The sequence below is a fragment of the Roseateles paludis genome, assembly GCF_039872745.1.
Taxonomy (GTDB): Bacteria; Pseudomonadota; Gammaproteobacteria; order Burkholderiales; family Burkholderiaceae_C; genus Pelomonas; species Pelomonas paludis.
Genome location: NZ_JBDPZD010000001.1, coordinates 1,229,909 through 1,253,973, shown reverse-complemented (window position 1 = coordinate 1,253,973; position 24,065 = coordinate 1,229,909). Strand labels below are relative to the sequence as shown.

The following is a 24,065-nucleotide window of genomic DNA, read 5'->3' as shown; positions in this document are numbered from 1 at the left end:
CTCGCCGCGGTGCTCCAGCACCATACGTACCGCGCGCTCGCGCACCTCGGGTGAAAACTTCGGGGACTTCTTCATGGCTCCATTCTCTAGAGTTGGAGCCTCCTCAAAACCCGGGGCGCTTCATGGTGACGTACACCAAAGTTATTCGCGATGTTGAAGAGATCCTTCTCGTCGGCGTTCGTCAGCAATGACTTGACCTGTGGACGGAGATATTCGAGAACATCAGCAAGATCTCGTACAGCCTGCCTCCGGTCGTCCAAGGTTGAGCCATGTCGGCGATATGTCAGGACAGCAGCACCAACGCGCGAAGTGATGTTCTGATCCTTCGACGGCAGGTCAGCGTCAAAGATTGGTTCGAATCCAGCCTCAGGTTTATGAAGAACCTCGCCGCCTGAAGACAGCTCGTACCTATGCGCATAGTGGGTAAGAGCCGCGTTGACGCGGTTGCGGAACTCGAGTTGCCCCAACGTTTTGCTAAAGGTTTCCCAGTGCATGCCGCATTGGTTGTGGGAATGCATCGCTCCGTCGATGGGCTTTGAGACGTATTGGTACAAGAACTCAATGACGTCAAAGAAATCGTCCTCCGAGTAGAGCGACGCCTTCTCATTCACTGGCCACAACCCGGTCTTTCGAATGGTCAGCAACATCTCTAGCTCGGGGTCACGGACCGTTCCAGGCACGTCGCCCATATCAACGCAGACGAATCCGAATGCTTCGTGGAAGTAGCCGTCTTCGTTGAGCTGGTTGTACAGACGGACAAACAGCCCCAAGACATCCTTCAAAGGCAGGCCCTTGAGATTCGGATTGGTACCCTTCCGGAGTGAGTAGAACTGGCGTGACATCGATGAAGCCTAACGCGTAGTCGCTAGCCTGCCTATTGATCCCAAACTCGGCTGCATCGCTTTGCACCAACCCACCGCTGCCCCAAAGGCCCGCCCGGGCTGGCTGGGGCGCGGACTTTTGGGGCGCCGAGGAGCGGAGGTTTGCGGGGCGTGCGCGCGGCGCACTTCGACAACTGACTTCGCGCCGCCTGTCCGAGCAGAGCGTAGCGGCGCGAGTTCGGCGCGAGCCCCGCAAACCGAGTACCGCAGGGAAGGCCGAAGGCCCGCCCCAACTGGAGCGCACCAGTCAGCCCGGGCGGGCCTTTGCCAACCCACCCTCCGCACCAGCCAAACCCTCAGCCCAGCGCCGCCCTCGCCCCCTCCAACCCCCGCGCATACGCCTCAACCACCACATCCCACTGCCGCCCACGCCCCGCATCCACCACGCGCCGCGCCGGATCAGCGTCATACCAGGCCACTGACTCACGGATGCCATCCGCAAAGCGCACCGTGGCGCAATAGCCGGGCACGTAGCGTTTGATCTTGCTGTTGTCGAGCACGACCGAGCTGCTCTTGTCACCGTGCAGGCCGCCGGTCTCGTCGGGCCAGACAGCGGCGAGGAAGTCAGATGCGATGTGGACGAAGTTGGGATCGCGCACGCCGGCGGCGTCGGCGAGTTGTTGGTAGATCTGGTTCCAGCAGAGGACCTCGTCACTGGTGATGTGGAAGGCCTCGCCCAGCGCCTGGCGGTGACCGAGCAGGCCAACCAGGCCTTGGGCGAAGTCGCTGCTGTGGGTCATGGTCCAGAGGGCGCTGCCGTCGCCGGGGATGATGACGGGCGCGCCGCGCCGCAGGCGGTCGATCACCGTGTAGGGCGCATGGTGCGCGGTGAAGGCCAGCGGCACCACCCACTCGCAGTAGGTGTAGGACGGCCGGATGATGGTGACGGGCAGGTCGCCCGCGCGCCAGGCGTCCATCAAGAGCTGCTCGCAGGCGATCTTGTCGCGCGAGTAGCCCCAGTAGGGGTTGTGCAGGGGCGTGGATTCGGTGATCAGGTAATGCGCCACGGGGCGCGCATAGGCGCTGGCCGAGCTGATGAAGACGAACTGGTCACAGCGGCCCTTGAAGAGGGCGATGCGCTGCTGCATCTGCTCGGGCGTGAAGGCGATGAAGTCCACCACCACGTCCCAGCGACGGGTGCCGAGTACGGCGGCGGTGGCGGCGGGGTCGTTGATGTCTGCGCCCAAGTGCTCGACGCCTGGCACGGCGGCCACGCGCTGCCCGCGGTTGAGGTGGGTCAGCTTGAAGCCACGCGCCAGCGCGAGCCGTGTGCTGGCGCTGCTGAGGATGCCGGTACCGCCGATGAAGAGAACGTTCATGGTGTGTGCAGGGGGAGTGGTCAATGCAGTGCACCCGGGTGCACTACGCAAGGGGCGCCCCGGCGCTTGTGGCGCGGGGCGGCCAGCTTAGCGCGGCTGGCGTTGGCAGCGCCTCGCCAGCCTCCCGACGGGCCAGCGCGAATGCGGGGACATGGCTCTTTCGGGCGATGCCGCGCGGTGCCCCGGAACCTACCGTGACGCCTCCTCAACCACCCCTGGAGATTGAAGATGTTTCGTCGATTCAGAACCCCTGGCTGCGCCTGGCGCCACTGGGCTGTGGCCGCGCTGGCAGCGGCCAGCAGCGCCAGCCATGCCGAGCTGGACATGAGCTGGGACATGCACAGCTGGAGCCTGGAAGGCACGCCCAGCGAGACCCTGCAGCTGCACGCCCATATCCACAACTCGCCAACGTCCACCGAGCGCCTGCTGGGCACCCGCTTTGTGAGCTTCTACGGCGAGGGTCTTGAAGGCCTGTACAACTTTGCACCCTCGACCCCGAGCCTCGTCGAGCAGTTCGCCCAGCTGGACCTGGCGCCGGGTGAGTCCATGGACTTCATCTTTGGCCTGCTGGTGCCCATCAACGGCCATGTGGAGCCGGGCGTGTACGGCGGCGGCGGCTATTCGCTGAACTTCCGGGACGCCGAAGGCGCTGAGGTCTCGTGGCAGCCGGAGGCGAGCCTGGCGATCCGCGTCGTAGACCGCGGCACGCCGGACGACCCCCAGCATGTGCCCGAGCCCACCACCGCCGCCTTGGCCGCGCTGGGGCTGGCGGCAGCAGGCTGGGGGCGCCGCCAGCCCAAGGGGGCACGGCAGGCAACGGCCCGGGCCTGATCAGCCTCACACCCCAAAAGACAAAGCCCGCTGAGAGCGGGCTTTTGTTTTGCGGGCTTGCGTTGTCAGTGCAAGCGGTGGCGAGCTTGCCTCATCAGAGACGCTCGAACCGCCAACGCAAGCTCACGTCGATCTGGCCGCCGGGCACGGGCTGCACGAAGCGGTCAGCGCCACTGCTGTCGTTGAGGTTCAACAGGCGATCGTCGAGCCACTTCTGGGCCTCGCGCCATTCGATCTGCTGGGCGCCTTGCTGGCGCACGGGCGCACGGCCGCGCACCTCGCGGTGGAAGCTGCCCTGGCCGCTGCGCGGCACGGCGCCCAGGTAGGCCCAGAGGCGGTGGTTGCGGGTGTCGAGCAGGGCCTGGGCGGCGGCGCAGTCGTGGGCCGGGCGCAGGCTCTCGTTGGCGCGGGTGGTCTCGCTGAAGGGGACCTGGCCTTGCACGTCGGCAAAGCTGCCCTCCAGGCGCGCGTCGATCTGCACCTGCACCTCCAGGCGGCAGGGCTGCACGGGCGAGAACACCAGGTAGGGCATGTCGGCGTCAGCGCCGACCACGGGGCCCGTGGGGCGCGGCGCAGCAGGAGCCGTGAGCTTGAGCCCCTCGCGCGCCATGCAGGCGCTGTCTTGCCCACAGCGCTGCTGCAGCAAGGCGGCCTGCTGCTGCCACACCGCCAGTTGCTCGGGCGTGAAGCCCAGGCCCGCCTGGGCCTGGGCGCGCTGTGCCTGGGCCAGGGCGGCGTCGCTGCTGTGCGGGTCGAAGGGGTTGGACGTCGTGCGCTCCCCGCCATTGCTGAACACCAGGGCCACGCGCCAGTGCTGGCGGCGCTGCTCCTGCCCGGCCTCGGTGCCGTTGCTCACGCGGCCCTGCCGCGTCATGTCGACTTCGAGGACCAGGCGCCGCTGCTGGGCGGGCGGGTCGCCCGCTGCCTGAGCGGGCAGTGAGGCGAGGCTGGCAAAGGCCAGCACCGCCAGCAGGCTGACCAGGGGGTAGGCGCTGCGTGGCCACAGCAGTGGTCGCGGCAACGTCAGCAGCAGTTGGGGGATGTTCATGAACAACTCCGGTTCAGCAATAAGGGTGGGGACGCTGCGCCTGGCGTCAGAGCCAGTGGCGCATCAGCACCAGGTCGTGATCGCTGCCATTGACCTCGCCGGCCTGGATCACGCGCACGGTGGGCACGCGGGTGTCAGGCTGCAGCACCAGGGCGCGGCCCTGGTCGTTCTTGCCATTGGCGGCCACCGCCGTGCGCTTCACGCCGTGGTCCCCAAAGCTGGTGTCGAGGGAGCCGTTGGCCCGCAGGCGTACAAGGGCGGTGTCGCCGCTGGAGCTGTTGCCGCTGTAGACCCAGCCGCCAATCAGCAAACTGCCGTCCTCCTGCTGGACCAGGGCGGTGGCTTCGTCCCAGTTGGTGCTGCTGAGCGCCACGATGCGCTTGCCGGGCAGGTCGAAGTCGGTGAGGCCAAAGCTCGCGTCCAGCGCGCCATCGGGCAGCAGGCGCACGACGGCCATGTCGTGGTCGGCGTGGCCGGCGATGGCGATCTTGTTGTCGGCCGTGATGACGACGCTGCGCGCCGCGCCGATCACGCCGCCAAACACGGTCTTGACCACGCCGCCGGTGCCGAAGCTGGCGTCAGGCTGGCCGCTGGCGGTGTAGCGCACCACGTGGAAGTCGCCCTCGCCGCCCACGGCCACGATGCGCGTGCTGCCGGCTACCGTGTGCAGCGCCAGGCCGTAAATGGCCTCACGGGCGCCGAACTCGCCAATCGGCGTCAGCACCTTGCCGCCCTGGCCGAAGCTGGCGTCCAGCGAGCCATCGGCGTTGTAGCGGGCCAGCGCAAAGTCGCCGCCGGTGTTGGTCTGCACGCTCTCGCCGCCGACGAGGATCTTGCCGTCGGGCTGCACGAGTACGGCGTAGGCCTTGTCGGACTGCGGCCCGAAGGCGGTGACGACGCGCCCGCCGGTGCCGAAGCTGGCGTCCAGGCTGCCGTCGGCGTTGTAGCGCGCGATGGCGAAGTCATAGCCCGTGGCGCCCTGGTCGCTGGTGCCCGCCACCAGGATCTTGCCGTCGGGCTGCACGGCCACGGCCTGGGCCTCATCGCTGGCTGCGCCGTTGTTGAAGCCGGTGAAGACCTTGCCGCCCGTGCCAAAGCTGACATCCAGCCCGCCATCGCGCAGGGTGCGCAGCAGGAAGAACTCGGTGCCCGAGGCGGCCGTCGGCACCCCAAAGCCGGTGACCAGCACCTTGCCATCGCTCTGCACGGCCACGCCGCGCACGCTGTCGTCGGTCAGCCCGACCGGGATGACCTGGATGCCACCGCCAAAGCTGGTGTCCACGTCGCCCGCCTTGCCGCGCACGGTGACCGTCATCGGCTGTGTGGCCGACAGCGTGCCGGCCGTGCCCTTGACGGTGACCGTGGTGGGCAGGCTGTGCGGCGCCGTGGGCACCGCCTGCAGCCTGAGCGCCGCACTGGCCGCGCCGGCCGGGACGCTCACCGCCCCGGCCGAGACACCATTGGGCAGCTCCTGCGCGGCCAGCTGCACGGCCTCGGCAAAGCCATTGGCCCGCTCCACATTGACGGTGACGGTGGCCTCTTCACCCTGCCAGACGATGGCCTTGTTGGCCGGCACGCTGAGGGTGAAGCTGGGTGACGGGGCTGGATCTGGTGCTGGGGCCGGAGCGGGAGTTGGGGCCGGCGAAGGCGCCGGGGCAGGCGATGGTGCTGGCGTCGGGCTGGGCATGGTCACGCTGACGCCACCGCCGCCGCAGGCTGTCATCAAGGCGCCCAGCGCCAGGGCCGCGACGGGCAAGGCCGACCTTAGGGGCCGCGACGGCATCGGCGGGCGCGTCAGTGGCGTCACGGCCGGCAGCGCGGCAGGGCACGTGGAACGGGATGAGGAAGAAAACTCAGTCATGAAGGGCTCCTCAGGAGGGAAATTCAAAGGGCGTGTTGAAGGGCGAGGGAAAGGGCTCCGAGCACCGGAACCTGTGGATCGAGACGATAGAAATCGCCCGCCCGCCACGCATCGCCCCAAAGAGCCATTCGCCCGCCGTGCAGAGCCATCCGGGGTGGCCCCTGGCCCGCAGGAGCCATGTGCAGGCGACCCGCCAGCGCCCACCCCAGGAGGGCGTACTCCGCAAGCCCCAGAGCCAAGCAACGGGTGCTTGCCATCCTTCAATATTTCGACAATACTAGAAATATGGATGAAAACAGCGTCATCACCGCCCTGGCGGCCCTGGCCCACCCCTTGCGCCTGCAAGTCTTCCGCGCGCTGGTGGTGGTGGGCGAAACGGGGCTCACGCCCGGCGCCATCCAGCAGGCGCTGGACGTGCCCGGCGCCACGCTGTCCTTCCACCTCAAGGAGCTGGTGGGCGCCGGCCTGGTCACGCAGGAACGCGCCAGCCGCAACCTCATCTACCGCGCCAACTACCCCGCCATGAATGCCGTGCTGGGCTACCTGACCGAAAACTGCTGCCAAGGCCAGGCCTGTGAGCCTGCAGCCAAGGCGGCTTGCTGTAACTGAAAGGAGAACCCCGATGAAACGCTTCCATGTTCACGTTCACGTCGAGGACCTCGCCAAGAGCGTGGCCTTCTATTCCAAGCTGTTTGCCGCCCAGCCCACGCGGCTGGAGGGCGACTACGCCAAGTGGATGCTGGACGACCCCCGCATCAACTTCGCCATCTCCTCACGCGGCGGCCAGCCGGGCGTGGACCATCTCGGCTTCCAGACCGATGACGCCGCCGAGCTGGCCGAGCTGAAGGCCCGCGCAAAGGATGCCGACATGGCCCTGCTCGACGAAGGCACCACCACCTGCTGCTACGCCCAGAGCGAGAAGCACTGGGTGACCGACCCGCAAGGCGTGGCCTGGGAGCACTTCCACACCCTGGCCGACATCCCGACCTTCAACCAGAAGGCCGCCGACCCGGCCGCCGCTACCGCCTGCTGCACCCCGTCGCGCGGCAAGCCCGTGGGTATCCCGGTCAAGGGTGCGTCCACTTCCTGCTGCTGAGCTGGCCGATGACCGTCCACGTCCTCATCCTCTGCACCCACAACTCGGCACGCAGCGTGCTCTCGGAGTGCATGCTCAACCACTGGGCCGCCAAGCTCGGGCTCGACGTGCGCGCCCACAGCGCCGGCAGTGCACCCAGCGGCCGCATCAACCCCTTCGCGCTGGAGGCCCTGCAGGCCGCAGGCATCGACACGTCCTACACGCGCAGCAAGAGCTGGGACGAGTTCAGCGCGGCAGGAGCGCCGCCGCTGTCCATCGTCATCACCGTGTGCGACAGCGCGGCGGCGGAGCAGTGCCCGGTGTTCTTCGGCGGCACGGGGCGCCAGCCGGTCAAGGTGCACTGGGGCTACCCGGACCCATCGAACGCCGAGGGCGGCGACGCGGGCAAGCGCCGCGCTTTTGAGCTGACGCGCCAGGCCATTGGCTACCGGATGCTGCAGCTGCTGCAATTGCCCCTGGCTTCCATGAGCCGCGCCGAGCTGCAAGACGCCCTCGTGGCCATCAACGCCACCTGATCGTGAGGCTCGCACGCAAGCTTCTGGCCGAGGGCCTGGGCACGGCCCTGCTGCTGGCCGTGGTGATTGGCTCGGGCGTGATGGCCGAGCAGCTCTCGGGCGGCAATGTGGCCCTCGCGCTGCTGGCCAACACCCTGGCCACGGTGGGCGGTCTCTATGTGCTGATCGAGGTCTTCGGGCCGGTCAGCGGGGCGCACTTCAACCCGGCGGTCAGCGCCGTGATGGCCTGGCGCGGTGCGCTGCCGCGCGCGGCCCTGCTGCCCTACGTGGCGGTGCAACTCGCGGGTGCGGTGCTCGGCGCTTGGCTGGCGCACGGCATGTTCGACCTGCCGCTGCTGCAGGTGTCGGGCAAGCTGCGCAGCAGCCCGGGGCTGTGGCTGGCCGAGGGTGTGGCCACGTTTGGGCTGCTGCTCGTGATCCTGCGCGCACCCGCGAGCCGCGCACCGGCCATGGTGGCTGCCTACATTGGCGCCGCCTATTGGTTCACCGCGTCCACGTCGTTTGCCAACCCGGCCGCCGTGATGGGCCGCATGTTCAGCGACAGCTTTGCCGGCATCGCGCCCGACAGCGCGCCGGCCTTTGTGATGGCACAGCTGGCCGGTGCGGCGCTGGCGGTACCTGTGGCATCCTGGCTTGGCAAGCCGGCGTCGGCCACCGAGGAGCGACGCTGACCCGAACGTTCACTTCACCTGCCGCCGCCGCATGAGCCGTCCTCGCGTCGTCATCGCCCTCGGGCTCTCGCAGACCCTGGCCTGGGGGTCGAGCTTCTATCTACCGGCCTTGCTGATCGGCCAGATGTCGCAAGGCGTGGGCCTGGCCGCACCCACTGTGTGGGCGGTGTTCTCGGGAGCGCTGGTGATCTCGGCCGTGACGGGCCCCCGCGCTGGCGCGCGCATCGACCGCTGGGGCGGCCGCTCGGTGCTGATGGGCACCAATCTCGTCTTTGCAGCGGGCCTGGCGCTGCTGGCGCTGGCCCAGGGCCCGGTGGGCCTGTGCGCGGCCTGGTTGCTGCTGGGCGTGGGCATGGGCGCCGGGCTGTACGACGCGGCCTTTGCCACCTTGGCCCGCCTCTACGGCAGCGAGGCGCGCAGTGCCATCACGGGTATCACCTTGATCGCCGGCTTTGCCAGCACCGTGGGCTGGCCGCTGACGGCCTGGCTGGAGCACGCCCTGGGCTGGCGCGGCGCCTGCTGGGCCTGGGCGGCGCTGCATCTGCTGATTGGGCTGCCGCTCAATGCCAGCCTGCCCCGGGCGCAGCCCGCACACGACGCCGAGGCGGTGCCGCAAGCTGCTGGCAGCCCGTCAACGGCGAAGACGCCCGAGCCCATGGCACCCGTGAGCCCACTCACGGTTGGCCTGCTGGCCTGGGTGTTTGCGGTAGTGGCCTTCACCAGCACGGCACTCGCCGCCCACCTGCCGGGCCTGCTGGCACTGCAGGGCGCCACGCCGGCGGCCGTGGTGCTGGCAGGCAGCCTGCTCGGGCCGGCCCAGGTGGCGGCGCGCTTGCTGGAGTTTGGCGTGCTGCGGCGCCTGCACCCCTTGGTCTCGGGCCGTTTGGCCGCCTGCATGCACCCGCTGGCCGCCACGCTGCTGATGCTGCTGGGCGCCCCGGCGGCGGCGGCGTTTGCGCTGCTGCACGGCGCGGGCAATGGCGTGCTGACCATCACGCGCGGCACGCTGCCGCTGGCCCTGTTCGGGCCCGCCGGCTATGGCCAGCGCCAGGGCTGGCTGATGCTGCCTGGGCGCCTGACGGCGGCACTGGCGCCCTGGAGCTTTGGCGTCCTGCTGGCGGGCCTGGGCACCCGGGTGCTGTGGGTCTCGGCGGGGCTGGGGCTGAGCGCGGTGCTGGCCTTGATGGCCATCCGGCCAAGGACTTCTGAAGGGACTTGAGCCGGTCATGCGACAATGCCGCCATAGATTCGCACAAGACCTCTCTTCACCGGTCTTATCTGCAGCCCCGCCGGTCACGCCCAGGTGACCCTTCCGCGAGCGGCTCGCTACAGCTTCACCCCCTGATTGCTCTTGAGTGTTTCTGTCTCCGGCCACCATGGTGGTGCCCGGAGTGCTTTTGTTTTTTTCAATCTTCTGCAAAGGAAACACCATGGCCACTCAAACCGGCACCGTCAAATGGTTCAACGACGAAAAGGGCTTCGGCTTCATCACCCCGGCTGACGGCACCAAGGACCTGTTCGCCCACCACAGCGAAATCCGCAACGGCGGCGGCTTCCGCAGCCTGGCTGAAGGCGCGCAGGTGGAGTTCGAGGTCAAGGAAGGCCCCAAGGGCCTGCAAGCCTCGAACATCCGTTCGCTGTAAGCACCGGCCACTCGGCCACCCCTGGGGCGCTGCGGTGCTCCAGGTCTCTTCAAGACCGCGCCAAGACGGTTCCCGCCTCTTGAGTCCAGCCCGGGCAGTCCCGGCAGGATTCGCTCCCTTGAGGAGCAGTGGCTGCGCAAGCAGCCCTTGGAGGCGCACGATCAAGGCGCACACACCTCAAGCCATATGCACAAGAACAGCATTGAGGTGGGGCGCTTCTCTGTCTCACCTATGACCCTCCCCGACCCTGACGGCCAGTTCGTCGCGTCGGTTTCCATCCGCTCCGGCCAAGGCGCCGCGAGCACCGACCGGATCTGGCGCTTCGAGCCCCGTTTCGGTTCGGCCGACGCGGCTCTGCGTTTTGCCCAACATGAGGGCATCGCTTGGGCGCTGCGTCACTGATTCGGCTCGTTCACCTGTTTAAAAAGGATCCCCATGGCCAAGGAAGAGCTCATCGAGATGCGCGGCACCGTCAACGAAGTGCTCCCGGACTCGCGCTTTCGGGTCAAGCTCGAGAACGGCCATGAGGTCATCGCCTACACGGGCGGCAAGATGCGCAAGCACCACATCCGCATCCTCGCGGGTGACGCCGTCACGCTCGAACTGTCGACCTACGACCTGAGCAAGGGCCGCATCACCTTCCGGCACCTGGAACGGCGCACGTTCAACTAAGGTCGGCCAACCGGCGCTGCAGACGCAGCGCCTCGGCTGGGTGCGGCGCGGCCGCGATGGCTTGCTGCAGCGCGCTGCGCGCCAGGGCCAGGTCGCCCGTCCGCTCGGCCGCCCGCGACAGCGCAGCCGCATGGTGGGCACGCAAGGCGGCTGGGACCTCATCCTGCATGGCGCGCAGCCGCCCCAAGGCCGCTTGCGGCGCACCCGCTTCGGCCAGCGCAATGGCATGCCCCAGCCGCGGTGCGGCTGAAGGGTCCAGGGGCAGCAAGGCCTCGTAGTACCCCACGATGGCGGCCCAGTCGGTCGCCTCATAGCGCGGTGCCCGCGCATGCTCGGCCGCGATGCCGGCCAGCAGATGCCAGCGGCTCAAGCTGCTGCCCCGCTGCGAGTCCGCCAGGTGCGCAAACCCCAGCCTGATCAAGCCGGCATCCCAACGGTCACGCGCCTGCCCCGGCAAGGGCACGATGTCGCCATGCGCGTCGGTACGGCCCGTGAGGCGGGCGCCGTGCAGCAGTAGCAAGGCCGCCAGCGCATCCGCCTCGGGCGCTGCCGTGGCAGCGTGGGCCGCCAGCGCACGCGCCAGGCGAATGGCCTCCCAGCAGACCTCCAAGGCCTTGTTGCCGGCCTCGCCACCCACTTCGCGCGCCTCCCGCGCCGCCGCTTGCTGGCCTTGGTGAAAGCCCAGCGCCAGCGCCGTCATCACCGCCTCGCGGCGGGGCGGTAGCTCGGCCCCGGCCGGCAGGGCCAGTTCGCAGCCGGCCAGGTCACGCCGGGCACGGGCCAGGCGCTGAGCCAAGGCGGCCTCGGTGCTGAAGAACAGCGGCGCCAGCGCAGCCAGCTCAAAGCCCCCCAGCACCCGCAGCGCCAGCAGCACCTGGCTGGCAGCGGGCAGCGCCGGGTGGCAGGCGGCAAACAGCAGGGCCAGTTCGTCGTCGTCCAGCTCGCGAGTCAGCCGGCCTGGTAGGGGCTGCAGCTGGGGCAGTTCGGCCTCATCCTCAGGCCAAGCGGCGCGGTGGCGGTCCAGCCGCAGCTGGTCAATGGCGGCACGCTGGGCCACGCGGTAGAGCCACGCAGCCGGGTTGCTGGGCGTGCCATCGCGCGGCCAGGTCTGCACGGCCTGCAGACAAGCCTGCTGCACCGCGTCCTCGGCCAGCGCCAGCTGCGCCAGGCCCAGGTGCCGCGCCAGCAGCGCCACCAGGCGGCGGCGCTCGCGGGCAAGCAGCGCTTCGAGCGCGTTCACACCGGATCGACGCGCCGGACCTCGACCCACTGCCGGCCGGCGTAGTGCGGGCATTCGCGGGCAATGCGCTCGGCCTCGGCGTCGTCGGCCGCCTTGATCATGTAGAAGCCGCCAATCACGTCGTGCGCCTCGGCGTAGGGGCCGTCGCTCGCAACGATCTGCGAGCCCTGGCGGCGCAGGTGGCGGCCGCCGTCGTCGCACAGCTTCTCGCCGCCGACGCGCAGGCCGCGCGCTGACAGCGACTGCGCAAACGCCCAGTGCGACTGGATGATGGCCTCCATCTCGGCCGGGGACATGCCGGCGTAGTCGGCCGGGGTTTCGTGCAGCAAGAGCAGGTAGGTGTGCATGGCGTTCAATCCTTGAAGGTAGGCGGCGCACCACGGGATTGTGGAAGCGCGCGCCCCTATGACGGCGCGCGACCACGCCAGATGACGCGAGCCTGATTCAGCACAAACCCGCAGCCCGCGCCGCCGCCCAGAATCCCCGCACCATGCCCAGCTCCGACGCCCTGATCCGCATCGCCTCGCTCTGCGTGGTGCTGGCCGGCGCCGAGACGCTGCACGGCATTGCCCGCACGGTGCTGGTGGTGCCGCGCCTGGGCAAGGCGCGGGCGCTGCGCCTCAGCATCGTCAGCGGCACCCTGCTGGCCTTCTGTCTCTGCTGGCTGTTGGTGCCCGGCATCGGGCTGCGGGGCTGGGCCGCTCACCTGGCCTTGGGGCTGGTACTGGCGGGCTTCATGGCCAGCTTTGACCTGCTGCTGGGCAAGTTCCTGCTGCGCCGCAGCTGGGCCAAGGCCTTCAGCGACTTCGACCCCCGCACCGGCAACCTGCTGGTGTTTGGCCTGGCCGCCCTGGTGGCTGTGCCGGCCCTGGTGGCTTGGCTGCGTGGGCTGAGTTGAGTCAGACCTCGTGCACCACCACCTCGGAGAGGTGCAGCACCGGCCGCAGGCTGGTGTAGTTGGGGATGTCTGCCGCCAACCGCGCACCGGCCGCCACCAGCGCCTTGCCGGCCGCTTCAACGGACGGGAAGTAGGCATTGGAGGTGGCCACCACATCGCCCGCCTGCCGTGCGCCGGGGCCGACGGTGCGGTCGCACTCAAAGCGCAACAGGCCCAAGGGAGCGAGCAGCTCGGTAGTGAGGGCCGCGTGCGTGGTCTCGTAGTACGCGTGGTCAAAACGCGCGTCGTCAACCCAGCGGTAGATGCCGGTGACCTTGGCGATGCGAGCGGGTGGGTGGGACGGGTTCAAGCGCACTCCTGGGCGTGAAAGCGCGCAAGGCTAGCGATCCCACCTGGGCTTCGCTGGCACGTCGGAGACAGCCCGCATCAAACGCGCGCACCCACCAGGCCACCCACATAGCAGGCCAGCGCCAGGCCCACCCCCATGAAAGGAATGCTGAACCAGTACAGCTTGGCCAGCACCACAAAGGCCAGCAGCAAGCCCAAACCCACCGCCTGCAAATAGAGCGAACGGAACAGCAGCTCGGGCTGCGCCAAGGCCAAGTAGCCGTAGATCAGCCCGAAGAGGATGGCGCACAGGCTGTGGCTGGCGTTGAAGCCGATCCAGGCCCGCCACACGGTGGTCTCGGCCGTGAGGCGCAGTTGCGTGCGCTGCATCGCCTCGATGAGGCCCACATCGCGCGGCAGCAGCTTGGGGCCCCAGTAGGTATAGAGAAGGTGGGCGCTGCCCAGCAGGAACAGAATGGCCGCGCTGGCGGCGATGAGACCTCGGGCAAGCATTGGGACCTCGCAAGCGCTGGTGCGGACTCCTGGCCGTCAGTGCAGCGGCTCCAGCACCACCACCGCACCGCCCGTTGCGGCGAGCGTCAGGCCCAGCACGTCAGCGCGCGTCACCGTGCGCTCGCTGCGCTGCACATCGCCGGCCGTGGAGCCATCTTGCCAGACGGTGGCACGCCACTTGCCGGCACCCAGGAAGCGCAGCGGCACGCGCTCGGCGCGGGCGCTATTGGCCGTCATGGCGCCCAGGTACCAGCTGCGGCCACTGCGCCGCGCCAGCACGATGTGCTCGCCCGGCTCGCCGCTGATGAAGCGCGTCTCGTCCCAGGCCGTGGGCACGCGGCGGATGAAGTCGAAGCCCGCCGCCTCACGCGTGCCGTCGCGGTAGGCCACGGGGTCGTCCGACACCATCTGCAAGGGGCTGTCGTAGACCACGTACATGGCCAGCGCCTGGCCGCGGGTGGTCTGCGTCAGCGGCATCTCGGCCCGCACCTCGAAGGCGGCGGGGCTGGCGTGGCGGAAGCCGCCCGGCGTGTAGTCGATGGGCCCAGCCAGCATGCGCGTGAAGGGCAGCATCAGGTTGTGCTGCGGCGTGATGGCCTTGGTCATCTTGTTCCACTCTGCGCCCAACACGCCCTCCTGGGTGATGAAGTTGGGGAAGCTGCGCTGCAGGCCGGCCGGCACATAGGCGCCATGCAGGTCCAGCAGCAGGCCGCGCCGCGCCGTGGCCTCGCCTGCGCGCTGGTAGAAGGCCACCATCTCCTGGTCCTCGCGCTCCATGAAGTCCACCTTGATGCCCTTCACGCCCCAGCGCACATAGGTGTCGAGCACGGCGTCCATGCGCTCATCCAGGTGCTGCCAGTGCACCCAGAGCAACACGCTCACGCCCTTGGCCTCGGCGTAGCGCACCAGCTCGGCGATGTCGATGCCCGCCGCCGGACGGGTGATGTCCGTCTCGGGCTTGGCGATCCAGACATCGGCATTGCCGCCACCCCAGGCCCAGCCCGCGTCGATCAGGTAGTAGGGCAGCCCCGCCTCGGCCGCAAAGTCGACAAAGCGGCGATAGGCCGCCATGTCGGGCTTCATGCCCGCCAGCGGGCCTGACCACCAGTCCCACGCCGCCTTGCCCGGCTTGACCCACTTGAAGTCGCCGTACTCGCCGGCCTTGGGCGCCGGATTGAGGTTGCCCACCAGGTGGGACTCGATCAAGTCACCCGCCCGGTCGGCCAGCATCACCACGCGCCAGGCCGTGCGCAGCCCGCCTGCCGACACATAGGCCGGCTGCGGCCGCTTGGGCGGGGCCACCAGCTTCACGCGCAGCACCGGCCCGTCGCGCCACAGCGAGGCACTGGTGTAGCCGTCCAGGTGCGCCTGCGTGATGGCGTAGTGCGTGCGGCCCGACGGCGTGGCGCACACCAGCGGCACGTCATAGGGTTTGTCGGTGCTCAAAGCCGAGAAGCGCTGGCGCTCGAACGGCACCTCGTGCGACAGCTTGGCCTCCGACACCAGGCAGCTCGGGTCGCCCGCCGGCACAAAGCCCGTGCGCTCGCCCGCCAACTGCACGGGCGCCGTGCCCTCGATGCGATAACGCAGCGCCACACCGTCGTCGTAGGCGCGCACATCCAGCAGCACTGTGCGACGCGCGCCTTCAGCCTCACGGTAAGTCAGCGTCGCGCCCTTGTAGTGGTCACGCGCGCTCGACGCCTTGGTCGCCACCAGCGGAATGCGCCGGTCCTGCTGCTCGTCCTGCCGCCGCTCCAGCACCAGGGGCCCCAGAGGCGCCTCGCCCGCCAGATCCAGCCCCAGCGGCGATGGCGCCAGCACCGCCTCGCCCCCACGCCGCAGTTGGAAGCTCGCGCCATCTTGCGCCACGCGCAGCTCAACGCGCCCATTGGGCGACCGCAGCACCGCGTCCGCGCCCTGCGCCTGCGTCACCACCAAACCCGCCGCCAGCGCCACGCCCAGCATGTGTCGAATCGTCATGCCCTGCCTTCAAGGAAAGGTTGCCAAAGTCGGGCGGCATTTCACCCCGCCAGCGCGCCAGGAACCGCGCCGCCGCGATGAAACTTGGGCAATCACAGGGCCGAAAACGGCGCGACGCGGGCATCGCTGCTAGCTGCCATGCGGGCATCACCAACACCGCAGCCCGCACACACCCTGCCCTTCATCGTTCAAGGCATCGACTCAGGCTTTGTCGATCACATTCGCAACGGCGAGTAGGGCCTGTGAAGACGACGGCAACGGAGCGGGCCTTCAGCAACCCATCCCAGGCATCAGCGCCCTCACGGCGCCAACCCGTTCAGAACTTCGAGAACACCAAGGTCGCGTTCGTCCCGCCAAAGCCAAAGCTGTTGGACATGACGGTGTTGATCGGGCCGTCGTGGCGCTCGCGCAGCACCCTCAGGCCTTCGGCAGCGGGGTCGAGGTTCTCGATGTTGGCAGAGGCAGCGGCATAGCCGCCTTGCAGCATCAGCAGCGAGTAGATGGCCTCTTGCACGCCAGCGGCGCCGAGCGAGTGGCCGGAGATGGACTTGGTGGAGCTGATGAGCGGGGCCTTGTCGCCAAACACTTGGCGCACGGCGCCGAGTTCCGCCGCGTCGCCCACCGGGGTGGAGGTGCCGTGGGCATTGAGGTAGTCCACGGGCGTCTTCACTGTGCTGAGGGCCTGCTGCATACAGCGCACGGCGCCTTCGCCCGAGGGCGCGACCATGTCGTAGCCGTCAGACGTAGCGCCAAAGCCGACCAGCTCAGCCAGGATGGTGGCGCCACGGGCCTGGGCATGCTCCAGGCTTTCCAGCACCAGCATGCCGCCACCACCGGCGATCACAAAGCCATCGCGGCCGGTGTCGAAGGCGCGGGCGGCGCGCTCGGGGTCGTCATTGCGGCCAGCGGACATGGCGCCCATGGCGTCGAACAGTAACGACATCTCCCAGCTCTCTTCCTCGCCGCCGCCGGCAAACACCACGTCCTGCTGGCCCCAGGCGATCAGCTGCGCGGCGTGGCCGATGCAGTGCGCGCTGGTGGAGCAGGCCGAGGTGATCGAGTAGTTGACGCCCTTGATGCCGAACGGCGTGGCCAGGCAGGCCGAGACCGTGCTGGCCATGGTGCGCGTGACCATCATGGGGCCGACGCGCTTGATGCCCTTGGCGCGCAGCGTGTCGGCGGCCCAGACCTGGTTCATGCTGGAGGCACCGCCCGAGCCGGCGACGAGGCCGGTGCGCGGGTTCGAGACCTCGTGCGGCTGCAGGCCCGATTGCTCGATCGCCTGCTGCATGGACAAATAGGCATAGGCGGCAGCGTCGCCCATGAAGCGCAGGGTGCGGCGGTCGATGCTGGCTTCGAGGTCGATGGTGGGCCGGCCGCTGACCTGGCAGCGCATGCCGCGCTCGGCGTAGGTCGGGTTGAAGCGGATGCCCGAGCGGGTGGCGCGCAAGCTGGCGTCCACCTCGGCAATGTTGTTACCCAGGCTGGAGACGATGCCCTGCCCGGTGACGACGACACGGCGCAGCATCAGAAGGCCTCCGTGGTGGTGAAGAGGCCGACCTTGAGGTCGGTGGCGCTGTAGATCTCGCGGCCATCGACGAGCACGCGGCCATCGGCAATGCCCATCACCAGCTTGCGCTCGATGACACGCTTGAAGTCCAGCTCGTAGCTGACCTTCTGCGCGTTCGGCAGCACCTGGCCAAAGAACTTGATCTCGCCCGCCCCCAGCGCGCGCCCGCGCCCCGGGTTGCCACGCCAGCCCAGCCAAAAGCCCACCAGTTGCCACAGGGCATCCAGGCCCAGGCAGCCAGGCATCACGGGGTCGCTCTCGAAGTGGCAGCCAAAGAACCAGAGGTCAGGCCGGATGTCCAGCTCAGCCACCAGGCGGCCCTTGCCATGCGCGCCGCTGCTGTCGTCGATCTGGGTGATGCGGTCGAACATCAGCATATTGGGCAGCGGCAAACGGGCGTTGCCGGGGCCGAACAGCTCGCCGTGACCGCAGGCGATCAGGGCGTCACGGTCATAGGAATGGCGGCCCAGTTCGCGCTGGCTGGCGGGGGTCGAAGTGGTCATGTCTCGGTGCGAGTTTTTTTCTGGAAAGACCAGTATTGTGCTCACCCCCGGGGCTGACCCCGCCATCCGCCGGCTGCGAGGCTTCGCGGTTGGGTAGGCCAGCTGTCAGAGCCGGGTGGGTTGAGGCTTGGGCTGGGCCCTCGCGCAGCCGCGCTCGCAACCACCCCCGCCCACCAGCGGCTCAGCTGGGGCGGCCCCTGCTGCGCAGTGATTCAGCGCCGGTTCTCGCCACCCCAGAACTCGCTGCTGGCGGGCGGGGGTAGGTGCTCAGAGTTGTTTTGGGCGTCAACGCCTGAGGTGAGCAGTAGGCTGAACGCCCGGCCACTTGAGCGCCCGGTTACCCCGACTTCCGATTACGAGCGACCAAAAGCAGCAGGAAGAAGACCGAGCCCATGACGCCGAGGCCCTGCAAAAGCAGGGCCGCCACCGTGAGGTGGGGGGAGAGCGCGACTCCGAACAAGGAAAGCGCAAGCGCTGCGAAGACAAAGGCAGCGGTCGCATGACCTTGCTCTCGCAAGGCACAGCGCCAAGAGAAGAACACACTGACGCCTGCGCCAACCGCTGACGCAATGAGCACAGAAGCAGGCGCATGAATGAAGAAGGACATGGCCGCACAGGCCAGCAGCGCAGGCAGTGCCGCCGGTGCTGCACGCTCGAAGTGCGCGAACTTTTGACTGACTGCTTCCTTCGTCGTGACGTGGCTGTACATAAAGTTAACGAATCGCGCCTATCGGCCGCTCTGGCGAGCTTGAGCGAGGTCTGGGCATGGCGGTGGCAAACAAACCTATCGGGCTGAACGGCGCACCCGATGGTGGCTGGTGCGGCTAGGGGAATGTATGTTGCAAGCACCCATCGCGCGCAGTGAGGATTCACCCGGGCTCGTCGGTTGGGCTGATCGCAGCAAGAGTCCCTCTCCCGCACCCACCCACACCGCCCACAAAGGCCCGCCCGGGCTGGCTGGGGCGCGGACTTTTGAGGCGCCGAGGAGCGCAGGTTTGCGGGGCGTGCGCGCAGCGCACTTCGACAACTGACTTCGCGCCGCCTGTTTGACCGGAGCGCAGCGCAGGGAGTTCGGCGCGGCCCCGCAAATTGAGCACCGCAGGGCAGTCGCGCAGCGACCGCCTCAACTGGAGCGCCCCAGCCAGCCCGGGCGGGCCTTTGCCAACCCACCGCCAGCACTCGCCCCCCAGACGGCAATACTCACTCACACCCCACCACCCCCCTCGCCCGCAACGCCGCAGGCGACAACGGCCGCCGAGTGGCCGCCTGGCGCCACGCCTCGCAGGCCACGCCGCGCCACTTCTCGCCACCCACCGCAGGGCTAGCCAGCGCAGCCGCACCCTCTGCCACCGCCAGCAGCGTGTCGGGCGACTTGGCGTCCTTGGGCTGCAGGGCCTGCAAGGCTTCAGTCGCGGACAGAACGCGAGCACCAGCACCCGGTCGCTTCAGCGCTTGCTCGGCCAGGGCCAGGCGGAGTTGGGCGGTGAGCAGGTTGCGGCGCGGGCGCAGGGCTTCTTTCTTGGCCAGTTCGGCCTGGGCGTAGGCAATGGCGCGCTGGAACCAGGGCAGGGACTCGGCCAGAGCGCCTGTAGCGGCGAGTGCGGTGCCCATGGGCAGGGCGCGCAGGCCGATGTTGTCGGTCCACTGGGGGTTGTCGGGCTCGCTGGCCTGCAGGCGTTCGTTCCATTGCAGGGACTCGCGCATGGCGGCCAGGGCCTCGGCGGGGTGGGCGAGTTGCAGCTCCAGCTGGGCGGTGAAGGACAGCGCCGTGCACAGCGATTGCCAGAACTGCTGCTGCTCCGGATGGGTCTCGTGCGCCCGGCGCAGCTCGGCCACGCTGGCGCGGCGGCGCTCCAGCGCCCCGGCGTAGTCGCCATCACGCAGCAGGGACGACGACCAACTGCCCAGGATGATGGCGCGCGACTGCGCGGTCTCTGCCGCAAAGCGGGTGTGCTGGGGTGGCAGCGTGGCCTCCACCGCAGCAATGGCGGCCGGGTCGGCCAGCTCGGCGTCGGCGCTGGCCAGGGCCTCGCGGTAGGCGGCCTGGGCTTCGGGCCGGCGGCCAAGGCCCACGCCGTTGTCGTCGAGCATGTTGCCCACGTTGACCAAGGTGGCGGTGATGGCGCCCTGGGCCCGCAGGCGGTCAGGGCCGGGGGGCAGCTGGGGCATGGCCTCGCGCACCAGGGCCAGGCCTTGCTGCATCAGGGCCACGCTGGCTTCGATGCGGTCGGCCTCCTGGTCCACCGAGGCCAGCAGGTTGTAGGCGCGCGAGGCATAGCTGACGAAGTCGCCATGGCCGCGCTGCGCGGCCCAGACGCGATCCACCAGCTCGCGAGCGGCCTGGGCGTGGCGCGTGGCGGTGGCCAGGTCGTTGCGCGAGGCCAGGTAGCCGGGCATGTGGGCTTCGCCGAGGCGCACATGGACCTGAGCGATGTCGGCCAGCAAGGCGGTGTCCTCGCCCAGGGTGGGGCGCAGGCGCTCCAGCGCGGCCAGGGTGTCGCGCAGCAGGCCGATCTTGATGTCCTGCCCGCCGGGCAGGTACTCGACGCTGTCACCAAAGCCGAACACCAGGCTGTGCGTGACGCGCCGCACCTCGGCCAGGCGTTGCTCGGCCGTTTGCTGCGCCAGGCGCGCCTCGTGCGCCTGCCAGGCGGTGGCGGCCAGGCCGCCCAGCACGGCCAGCAGCAGCGATGCGCTGAGCCCCGCCGCTACCGGGTTGCGCTGCAGCCACTTGCGGGCGCGGTAGCTCCAGGCCGCCGGCCGGGCGCTGACGGGGTAGCCGCCGAGGTAGGCGCGCAGGTCGGCCGCAAAGGCATCCACGCTGGCGTAGCGGCGCTCGGGCTCTTTCTCCAGGGCCTTGAGCAGGATGTTGTCGAGGTCGCCGGCCAGGCGCGCGCGGGTGGCCGGCCAATCGGGGTCGGGCACCTCGTCGCCGCTGAGGCGGCTGGGGCGGGTGGGCGTGTCCTCCAGCACGCTGCGCGCCGCCTCTTGCGCGGTGGTGGCCTGGCGGCCGGTGGGGCGCACGCCGGTGAGCAGCTGGTAGGTCAGCACGCCGAGGCTGTAGAGGTCGGTCGCGGTGCCCACGGGCTCGCCGCGCACCTGCTCGGGGCTGGCGTAGTGCGGGGTGTGGGCCACGCCGGTGATGAGGGGGTCGCCGCCGTCAATGGCCTTGGCGATGCCGAAGTCCAGCAGCTTGACTTGGCCTTGCGCATCGACCAGCACATTGCCGGGCTTGAGGTCGCGGTGCACCAGCAGCTGGCGGTGCGCATAGGCCACGGCCTCGCACAGCTGCAGCACCAGCGCAAGCCGGCCCTCCAGCGGCAGGGCGGCGGCCACGTCGTCAATCGGGCGGCCGTCAACAAACTCCATCACCACATAGGGCTGGCCGTCGTCGGCCACGCCGGCATCCATCAGGTGGGCGATGTGCGGGTGGTTGAGCCGCGCCAGCGCCTGGCGCTCCTGCGCAAAGCGGGCCAGCAGGGCCGGGCCATCACGCCCCGGGGCCAGCAGCTTGATGGCGGCGCGGCCGGCAAAGCTGCCGTCGGCCCGCTCGGCCTCAAAGACCTCGCCCATGCCGCCAGCGCCCACGCGCCGCGTCAGCAGCCAGGGCCCGAAGCGCCGGCCTTCCAGGCCCTCGGGCCGGGGCGCAGCGGCCAGGAAGGGCTGGCCGCCGGTGTCGTCGAGCCCGTCGTGGTGGGCCAGCAGGCTGCGCACTTCGGCCTGCTGGTCGGGGTCCAGCGTCGTTGCTTGCAGGGCCGCTTCGCGGTCTTGGGGCGGCAGGTCCATCAAGGCATCGAAGGCGGCCTTGATGCGCTGCCAGGGCGTGTCGTCTTGCATGCTGGGAGTTTCGGGGCTCAGCGGGCGTTGACCATGCGGGCAATCAGCAAGGCATGCGCCTGCGCCAGCCCAGTGCCCACGTGCTCGCGATAGCGTTGGGGCTCGGTGACCACCTCAAACTTCTCGCTGCTGTGGCTGTCCTTGCTGCCGATGGCAGCGCGCAGCAAGCCGACGGCAATCGTCCCCGCCACGTCGCCCGTGGTCGCGGCGGCTTTGCGCACCTCGCTGAAGGCCTCGGGGGCCAGCATCAGGGCGGGCTGCACGGACATGGCATCCATGCGGCCCGCGTTGAGCACGGTCATCTCCGCGCGGCTGACGATGGGGTGCACCTTGGCGCTGACCTTGGCGGTGTCGCTCATGCGCCCGAAGAAGCCCCGGTTCTCATTGCTGAGCTGCGCAAAGTGCAGCCGCATCGACACCTCCAGCATGACGGCGCCTCCCAGCTCCTGCTGCAGGGTTTGGTAGTCGACCGCGCTGCCGATGGCCGAGGTCACGCCGCCAAATACGGCCAAGGCCCCCGTCACGCCGTTGCCGCTGGGTGCGAGACGCGCCTTCTGCGCGCCGTAGAGGCTCATGCCGGCGGGGCCGACGGTGATGCTGCTGCCGCTGCGGCGGGGCAGCGCATCGCCGGCTGCCACCAGGCGCTGCCAGGTGGGGGCGGCGGCCAGCTCGGCCGGCGTCAGCACCTGCAGGCCCTGCGCTTGCAGCTGCTGCACCAGCATCGCGTAGGCGTTGTCAGCGGTGGCCTGGAAGTCGGGCTCGCTCAGGCCCACCAGTTGGTAGTGGCCCGTCACGCTGACCCGCCCCGCACTGGCAAAGCCTGAGGTCTGGGCGCTGACCGTGTCCTGCGTGATGAAGTCAATGGCGAACTGCGTGATCGCCACGCGCTTGAGGCCCATGGCCGCCTTGAGCGCGGCGTCGTCGCCGGCCTTGACCAGCTTGACGGCTTGGGCCGCAGGGTCGAACTGGGCGTCCACGGTGACCGGCTCGGGCGGCTTCGCGAACGCGGTGGCGGTGGCGAGGGCACAGCAAAGGCCCAGCAGCAGTTGACGCGCGGGGTGACCCTTGAGGGCGGTGGGCATGGGCAGGGCTCCTGAAGCGATGCGCCGTCAACGCGACGGCTCCGCAGGAATGCGCAAGCTTTCACGGCGCCGAGGGCCACCGGTTCAAGGGGCGTGACACAATTTTTTAATGCCCCTGGACGCCAGACCCTCGCCAGACGACCCGCTCAGCCAGAGCCTCTACGAGGACCTGCACCGCTGCGCGTCCGCGCAGATGTGGCGCGAGACGCCGGGCCACACGCTCAGTGCCACCGGCCTGGCGCACGAGGCGTGGATGCGGCTGAACGCCCAGAGCCGCACCGAGTGGGCCAGCCGCAGCCACTTCCTGGGGGTGGCGGCGCTGATGATGCGGCGCATCCTCGTCAACCACGCGCTGGCCAAGCGGGCCGCCAAGCGCGAGGCCGAGCTGGTGCCGCTGACGCTGAGCGAGGCCGACCACATTGCCCCGGGGCTGGACGCCGACGTGCTGCGCGTGCACGAGGCCCTGGAGGCCCTGGAGCGGCATGACGAGCGCGCGGCGCGTGTGGTGGAGCTGAAGTTTTTTGGCGGCCTGGAGCTGGACGAGATTGCCGACCTGCTCTCCTTGAGCCGCAGCACCGTCAAGCGCGATTGGGCGCTGGCCCGCGCCTGGCTGCACCGCGAGCTGGGCGGCGCTGCCTGATTAGGGCCTGTTAACACTACGGGGACGGGTCGCGTTGTGACCAAAACAGCCGCAGGCAAGGCGCAAACCGCAAGTCGGGGTAGGCCCCCGACGAGGATTTGCAACGCCGCATGCGGCTGTTTTGGTCACAACCCCCCGGGAAGGCACGCCGCAAGGGGCCACTCGGCGTTGCGCCTCTGGCCCGCACGCGAGTGCGGGCGGCGAGCCGCGCCTTGATTGGCCCCTTGCGGCGGGCCTTCGCGACCCATCCCCGTAGTGTTAACAGGCCCTAGTAGATCGGCGCGGGCAGGCCCTCGCGCGCCACCACGGCTTGGGTGGCCGGCCGCGCCGCCACACGCGCCAGGTAGGCGCCGAGCAAGGGCCGGTCACGCGCTGGGTGCGCGTGCATGCGCGTCCAGCGGCTGAGCATGAAGGCCAGCGGGTCGAGCGCCGAATAGGCCGCGCCGCCAAACCACGGCCCACCATGGCGCGCCAGCTCGGCCTCCATCTGGTCGAGCATCGGGCCCACCTGGGCCTCGGCGCGGGCCTTGACGACGGCAGCCGCTTGCGCATCACCCTCGTTCGCCATGCGCTCGGGGTAGAAGTAGTGGATCAGCATGGCCTGCAGGGTGTTGGTCATCCAGACCATCCACTTCAGGTAGTGGGCGCGGGCCAGGGTGCCCATCGGCGGCGCAAAGCCCGGGGCCTTGTCGGCAAGGTGCATGAGGATGGCGGCGGTCTCGTAGAGCGGCTCACCGTTGTCGATCAAGACCGGAATCAGGCCATTGGGGTTGAGCTTGAGGTAGGCGGGCGACTTGTGCTCGCCGGCCTCGCGGTTCACCTTGCGCAGCGTGTAGGGCAGCTGCATTTCCTCCAGCAGCAGGTGGGGGGCGAAGCTGGCGTTGCTGGGGTAGTAATGAAGTTCAAGCATGGGTCGGTGAGGGCGGGGGTTGCAATGA

General features: G+C 69.2%; 26 protein-coding genes. 11 read left to right on the top strand and 15 right to left on the bottom strand.

Going from position 1 to position 24,065, the window contains the following annotated elements:
- Window positions 1–86 precede the first annotated feature (86 nt).
- Window positions 87–842 carry a hypothetical protein gene (locus tag ABDJ85_RS05875; RefSeq protein ID WP_347703804.1) on the bottom strand — a complete coding sequence of 252 codons (756 nt, stop codon included), beginning with the start codon at window positions 840–842 and terminating at the stop codon, window positions 87–89.
- Between the two features lie 335 nt (window positions 843–1,177).
- Window positions 1,178–2,200, bottom strand: coding sequence for an NAD-dependent epimerase/dehydratase family protein (locus ABDJ85_RS05870; protein ID WP_347703803.1), 1,023 nt, complete (start codon window positions 2,198–2,200; stop codon window positions 1,178–1,180).
- 228 nt (window positions 2,201–2,428) lie between these two features.
- Here ABDJ85_RS05870 and ABDJ85_RS05865 point away from each other — a divergent pair, with 228 nt between their 5' ends.
- The gene (locus tag ABDJ85_RS05865; protein WP_347703802.1) at window positions 2,429–3,031 is read left to right on the top strand and encodes a PEP-CTERM sorting domain-containing protein; all 603 of its coding nucleotides are present in this window, start codon (window positions 2,429–2,431) and stop codon (window positions 3,029–3,031) included.
- A gap of 94 nt (window positions 3,032–3,125) precedes the next feature.
- Here the strand turns inward: ABDJ85_RS05865 and ABDJ85_RS05860 are convergent, their stop codons facing one another.
- Together ABDJ85_RS05860 and ABDJ85_RS05855 are read right to left on the bottom strand one after the other, a co-directional pair.
- A complete protein-coding gene (locus tag ABDJ85_RS05860; RefSeq protein WP_347703801.1) occupies window positions 3,126–4,079 on the bottom strand; it encodes a hypothetical protein in 954 nt (317 codons plus the stop codon).
- A gap of 46 nt (window positions 4,080–4,125) precedes the next feature.
- Window positions 4,126–5,835: a hypothetical protein gene (locus ABDJ85_RS05855; protein ID WP_347703800.1), complete on the bottom strand. Its 1,710-nt coding sequence runs from the start codon at window positions 5,833–5,835 to the stop codon at window positions 4,126–4,128.
- 390 nt (window positions 5,836–6,225) lie between these two features.
- Between ABDJ85_RS05855 and ABDJ85_RS05850 the strand changes: the two genes are divergently transcribed.
- From ABDJ85_RS05850 to infA, 8 genes are all read left to right on the top strand, one after another.
- Complete coding sequence (locus ABDJ85_RS05850; protein ID WP_347703799.1) at window positions 6,226–6,549, top strand: ArsR/SmtB family transcription factor; 324 nt, start codon at window positions 6,226–6,228, stop codon at window positions 6,547–6,549.
- A 13-nt stretch (window positions 6,550–6,562) separates the two neighbouring features.
- Complete coding sequence (locus ABDJ85_RS05845) at window positions 6,563–7,036, top strand: ArsI/CadI family heavy metal resistance metalloenzyme (RefSeq protein ID WP_347703798.1); 474 nt, start codon at window positions 6,563–6,565, stop codon at window positions 7,034–7,036.
- An 8-nt stretch (window positions 7,037–7,044) separates the two neighbouring features.
- Window positions 7,045–7,551, top strand: a complete 507-nt coding sequence (locus ABDJ85_RS05840) for an arsenate reductase ArsC (RefSeq protein WP_347703797.1) — start codon at window positions 7,045–7,047, stop codon at window positions 7,549–7,551.
- Window positions 7,551–8,222: an aquaporin gene (locus ABDJ85_RS05835; protein ID WP_347703835.1), complete on the top strand. Its 672-nt coding sequence runs from the start codon at window positions 7,551–7,553 to the stop codon at window positions 8,220–8,222. The genes ABDJ85_RS05840 and ABDJ85_RS05835 overlap by 1 nt, the downstream gene beginning before the upstream one ends.
- Window positions 8,223–8,253: 31 nt before the next feature.
- On the top strand, window positions 8,254–9,441 hold the full coding sequence (locus ABDJ85_RS05830) for an MFS transporter (protein ID WP_347703796.1): 1,188 nt from the start codon (window positions 8,254–8,256) through the stop codon (window positions 9,439–9,441).
- Between the two features lie 211 nt (window positions 9,442–9,652).
- Complete coding sequence (locus ABDJ85_RS05825; protein WP_347703795.1) at window positions 9,653–9,865, top strand: cold-shock protein; 213 nt, start codon at window positions 9,653–9,655, stop codon at window positions 9,863–9,865.
- A 231-nt stretch (window positions 9,866–10,096) separates the two neighbouring features.
- Complete coding sequence (locus ABDJ85_RS05820; RefSeq protein WP_347703794.1) at window positions 10,097–10,267, top strand: hypothetical protein; 171 nt, start codon at window positions 10,097–10,099, stop codon at window positions 10,265–10,267.
- A 33-nt stretch (window positions 10,268–10,300) separates the two neighbouring features.
- Complete coding sequence (infA, locus tag ABDJ85_RS05815; protein WP_347703793.1) at window positions 10,301–10,537, top strand: translation initiation factor IF-1; 237 nt, start codon at window positions 10,301–10,303, stop codon at window positions 10,535–10,537.
- On the opposite strand, the gene ABDJ85_RS05810 is transcribed toward infA, so the two are convergent.
- Entirely contained in the window at window positions 10,530–11,777 is a 1,248-nt protein-coding gene (locus ABDJ85_RS05810; RefSeq protein ID WP_347703792.1) for a sigma-70 family RNA polymerase sigma factor, read from the bottom strand. The genes infA and ABDJ85_RS05810 overlap by 8 nt on opposite strands.
- Window positions 11,774–12,124: a YciI family protein gene (locus tag ABDJ85_RS05805; RefSeq protein WP_347703791.1), complete on the bottom strand. Its 351-nt coding sequence runs from the start codon at window positions 12,122–12,124 to the stop codon at window positions 11,774–11,776. Before ABDJ85_RS05805 ends, ABDJ85_RS05810 begins: the two co-directional genes overlap by 4 nt.
- Window positions 12,125–12,267: 143 nt before the next feature.
- On the opposite strand from ABDJ85_RS05805, the gene ABDJ85_RS05800 reads away from it, so the two are divergent.
- Window positions 12,268–12,675: a hypothetical protein gene (locus ABDJ85_RS05800; protein ID WP_347703790.1), complete on the top strand. Its 408-nt coding sequence runs from the start codon at window positions 12,268–12,270 to the stop codon at window positions 12,673–12,675.
- A gap of 1 nt (window position 12,676) precedes the next feature.
- Here ABDJ85_RS05800 and ABDJ85_RS05795 read toward each other — a convergent pair whose 3' ends face one another.
- The 8 genes from ABDJ85_RS05795 to ABDJ85_RS05760 all read right to left on the bottom strand — a co-directional run bounded on the left by ABDJ85_RS05795 (window position 12,677) and on the right by ABDJ85_RS05760 (window position 22,487).
- Entirely contained in the window at window positions 12,677–13,024 is a 348-nt protein-coding gene (locus ABDJ85_RS05795) for an EthD family reductase (protein WP_347703789.1), read from the bottom strand.
- A 77-nt stretch (window positions 13,025–13,101) separates the two neighbouring features.
- Window positions 13,102–13,515 carry an LIC_13387 family protein gene (locus ABDJ85_RS05790; protein ID WP_347703788.1) on the bottom strand — a complete coding sequence of 138 codons (414 nt, stop codon included), beginning with the start codon at window positions 13,513–13,515 and terminating at the stop codon, window positions 13,102–13,104.
- A gap of 36 nt (window positions 13,516–13,551) precedes the next feature.
- Window positions 13,552–15,495, bottom strand: coding sequence for a glycoside hydrolase family 97 protein (locus tag ABDJ85_RS05785; protein WP_347703787.1), 1,944 nt, complete (start codon window positions 15,493–15,495; stop codon window positions 13,552–13,554).
- Window positions 15,496–15,811: 316 nt separating this feature from the next.
- Complete coding sequence (fabB, locus tag ABDJ85_RS05780) at window positions 15,812–17,023, bottom strand: beta-ketoacyl-ACP synthase I (RefSeq protein ID WP_347703786.1); 1,212 nt, start codon at window positions 17,021–17,023, stop codon at window positions 15,812–15,814.
- The gene (gene fabA / locus ABDJ85_RS05775; RefSeq protein WP_347703785.1) at window positions 17,023–17,568 is read right to left on the bottom strand and encodes a 3-hydroxyacyl-[acyl-carrier-protein] dehydratase FabA; all 546 of its coding nucleotides are present in this window, start codon (window positions 17,566–17,568) and stop codon (window positions 17,023–17,025) included. Before fabA ends, fabB begins: the two co-directional genes overlap by 1 nt.
- 337 nt (window positions 17,569–17,905) lie before the next feature.
- Window positions 17,906–18,277 carry a hypothetical protein gene (locus tag ABDJ85_RS05770; RefSeq protein WP_347703784.1) on the bottom strand — a complete coding sequence of 124 codons (372 nt, stop codon included), beginning with the start codon at window positions 18,275–18,277 and terminating at the stop codon, window positions 17,906–17,908.
- Between the two features lie 491 nt (window positions 18,278–18,768).
- A complete protein-coding gene (locus ABDJ85_RS05765; RefSeq protein ID WP_347703783.1) occupies window positions 18,769–21,405 on the bottom strand; it encodes a serine/threonine-protein kinase in 2,637 nt (878 codons plus the stop codon).
- A 17-nt stretch (window positions 21,406–21,422) separates the two neighbouring features.
- Window positions 21,423–22,487 (bottom strand): hypothetical protein, encoded by a 1,065-nt coding sequence (locus ABDJ85_RS05760; protein WP_347703782.1) that lies wholly within the window; start codon window positions 22,485–22,487, stop codon window positions 21,423–21,425.
- A 109-nt stretch (window positions 22,488–22,596) separates the two neighbouring features.
- Here ABDJ85_RS05760 and ABDJ85_RS05755 point away from each other — a divergent pair, with 109 nt between their 5' ends.
- Entirely contained in the window at window positions 22,597–23,127 is a 531-nt protein-coding gene (locus tag ABDJ85_RS05755) for an ECF-type sigma factor (RefSeq protein WP_347703781.1), read from the top strand.
- A 268-nt stretch (window positions 23,128–23,395) separates the two neighbouring features.
- Here the strand turns inward: ABDJ85_RS05755 and ABDJ85_RS05750 are convergent, their stop codons facing one another.
- A complete protein-coding gene (locus ABDJ85_RS05750; protein WP_347703780.1) occupies window positions 23,396–24,037 on the bottom strand; it encodes a glutathione S-transferase family protein in 642 nt (213 codons plus the stop codon).
- Window positions 24,038–24,065 lie beyond the last annotated feature (28 nt).

Bases quoted from the DNA above. Each gene is read 5' to 3' on its own strand.
- ABDJ85_RS05875 (WP_347703804.1), bottom strand. From the start codon at position 842: ATGTCACGCCAGTTCTACTCACTCCGGAAGGGTACCAATCCGAATCTC.
- ABDJ85_RS05870 (WP_347703803.1), bottom strand. From the start codon at position 2,200: ATGAACGTTCTCTTCATCGGCGGTACCGGCATCCTCAGCAGCGCCAGC.
- ABDJ85_RS05865 (WP_347703802.1), top strand. From the start codon at position 2,429: ATGTTTCGTCGATTCAGAACCCCTGGCTGCGCCTGGCGCCACTGGGCT.
- ABDJ85_RS05860 (WP_347703801.1), bottom strand. From the start codon at position 4,079: ATGAACATCCCCCAACTGCTGCTGACGTTGCCGCGACCACTGCTGTGG.
- ABDJ85_RS05850 (WP_347703799.1), top strand. From the start codon at position 6,226: ATGGATGAAAACAGCGTCATCACCGCCCTGGCGGCCCTGGCCCACCCC.
- ABDJ85_RS05845 (WP_347703798.1), top strand. From the start codon at position 6,563: ATGAAACGCTTCCATGTTCACGTTCACGTCGAGGACCTCGCCAAGAGC.
- ABDJ85_RS05840 (WP_347703797.1), top strand. From the start codon at position 7,045: ATGACCGTCCACGTCCTCATCCTCTGCACCCACAACTCGGCACGCAGC.
- ABDJ85_RS05830 (WP_347703796.1), top strand. From the start codon at position 8,254: ATGAGCCGTCCTCGCGTCGTCATCGCCCTCGGGCTCTCGCAGACCCTG.
- ABDJ85_RS05825 (WP_347703795.1), top strand. From the start codon at position 9,653: ATGGCCACTCAAACCGGCACCGTCAAATGGTTCAACGACGAAAAGGGC.
- ABDJ85_RS05820 (WP_347703794.1), top strand. From the start codon at position 10,097: ATGACCCTCCCCGACCCTGACGGCCAGTTCGTCGCGTCGGTTTCCATC.
- infA (WP_347703793.1), top strand. From the start codon at position 10,301: ATGGCCAAGGAAGAGCTCATCGAGATGCGCGGCACCGTCAACGAAGTG.
- ABDJ85_RS05805 (WP_347703791.1), bottom strand. From the start codon at position 12,124: ATGCACACCTACCTGCTCTTGCTGCACGAAACCCCGGCCGACTACGCC.
- ABDJ85_RS05800 (WP_347703790.1), top strand. From the start codon at position 12,268: ATGCCCAGCTCCGACGCCCTGATCCGCATCGCCTCGCTCTGCGTGGTG.
- ABDJ85_RS05790 (WP_347703788.1), bottom strand. From the start codon at position 13,515: ATGCTTGCCCGAGGTCTCATCGCCGCCAGCGCGGCCATTCTGTTCCTG.
- ABDJ85_RS05785 (WP_347703787.1), bottom strand. From the start codon at position 15,495: ATGACGATTCGACACATGCTGGGCGTGGCGCTGGCGGCGGGTTTGGTG.
- fabB (WP_347703786.1), bottom strand. From the start codon at position 17,023: ATGCTGCGCCGTGTCGTCGTCACCGGGCAGGGCATCGTCTCCAGCCTG.
- fabA (WP_347703785.1), bottom strand. From the start codon at position 17,568: ATGACCACTTCGACCCCCGCCAGCCAGCGCGAACTGGGCCGCCATTCC.
- ABDJ85_RS05770 (WP_347703784.1), bottom strand. From the start codon at position 18,277: ATGTACAGCCACGTCACGACGAAGGAAGCAGTCAGTCAAAAGTTCGCG.
- ABDJ85_RS05765 (WP_347703783.1), bottom strand. From the start codon at position 21,405: ATGCAAGACGACACGCCCTGGCAGCGCATCAAGGCCGCCTTCGATGCC.
- ABDJ85_RS05760 (WP_347703782.1), bottom strand. From the start codon at position 22,487: ATGCCCACCGCCCTCAAGGGTCACCCCGCGCGTCAACTGCTGCTGGGC.
- ABDJ85_RS05755 (WP_347703781.1), top strand. From the start codon at position 22,597: ATGCCCCTGGACGCCAGACCCTCGCCAGACGACCCGCTCAGCCAGAGC.
- ABDJ85_RS05750 (WP_347703780.1), bottom strand. From the start codon at position 24,037: ATGCTTGAACTTCATTACTACCCCAGCAACGCCAGCTTCGCCCCCCAC.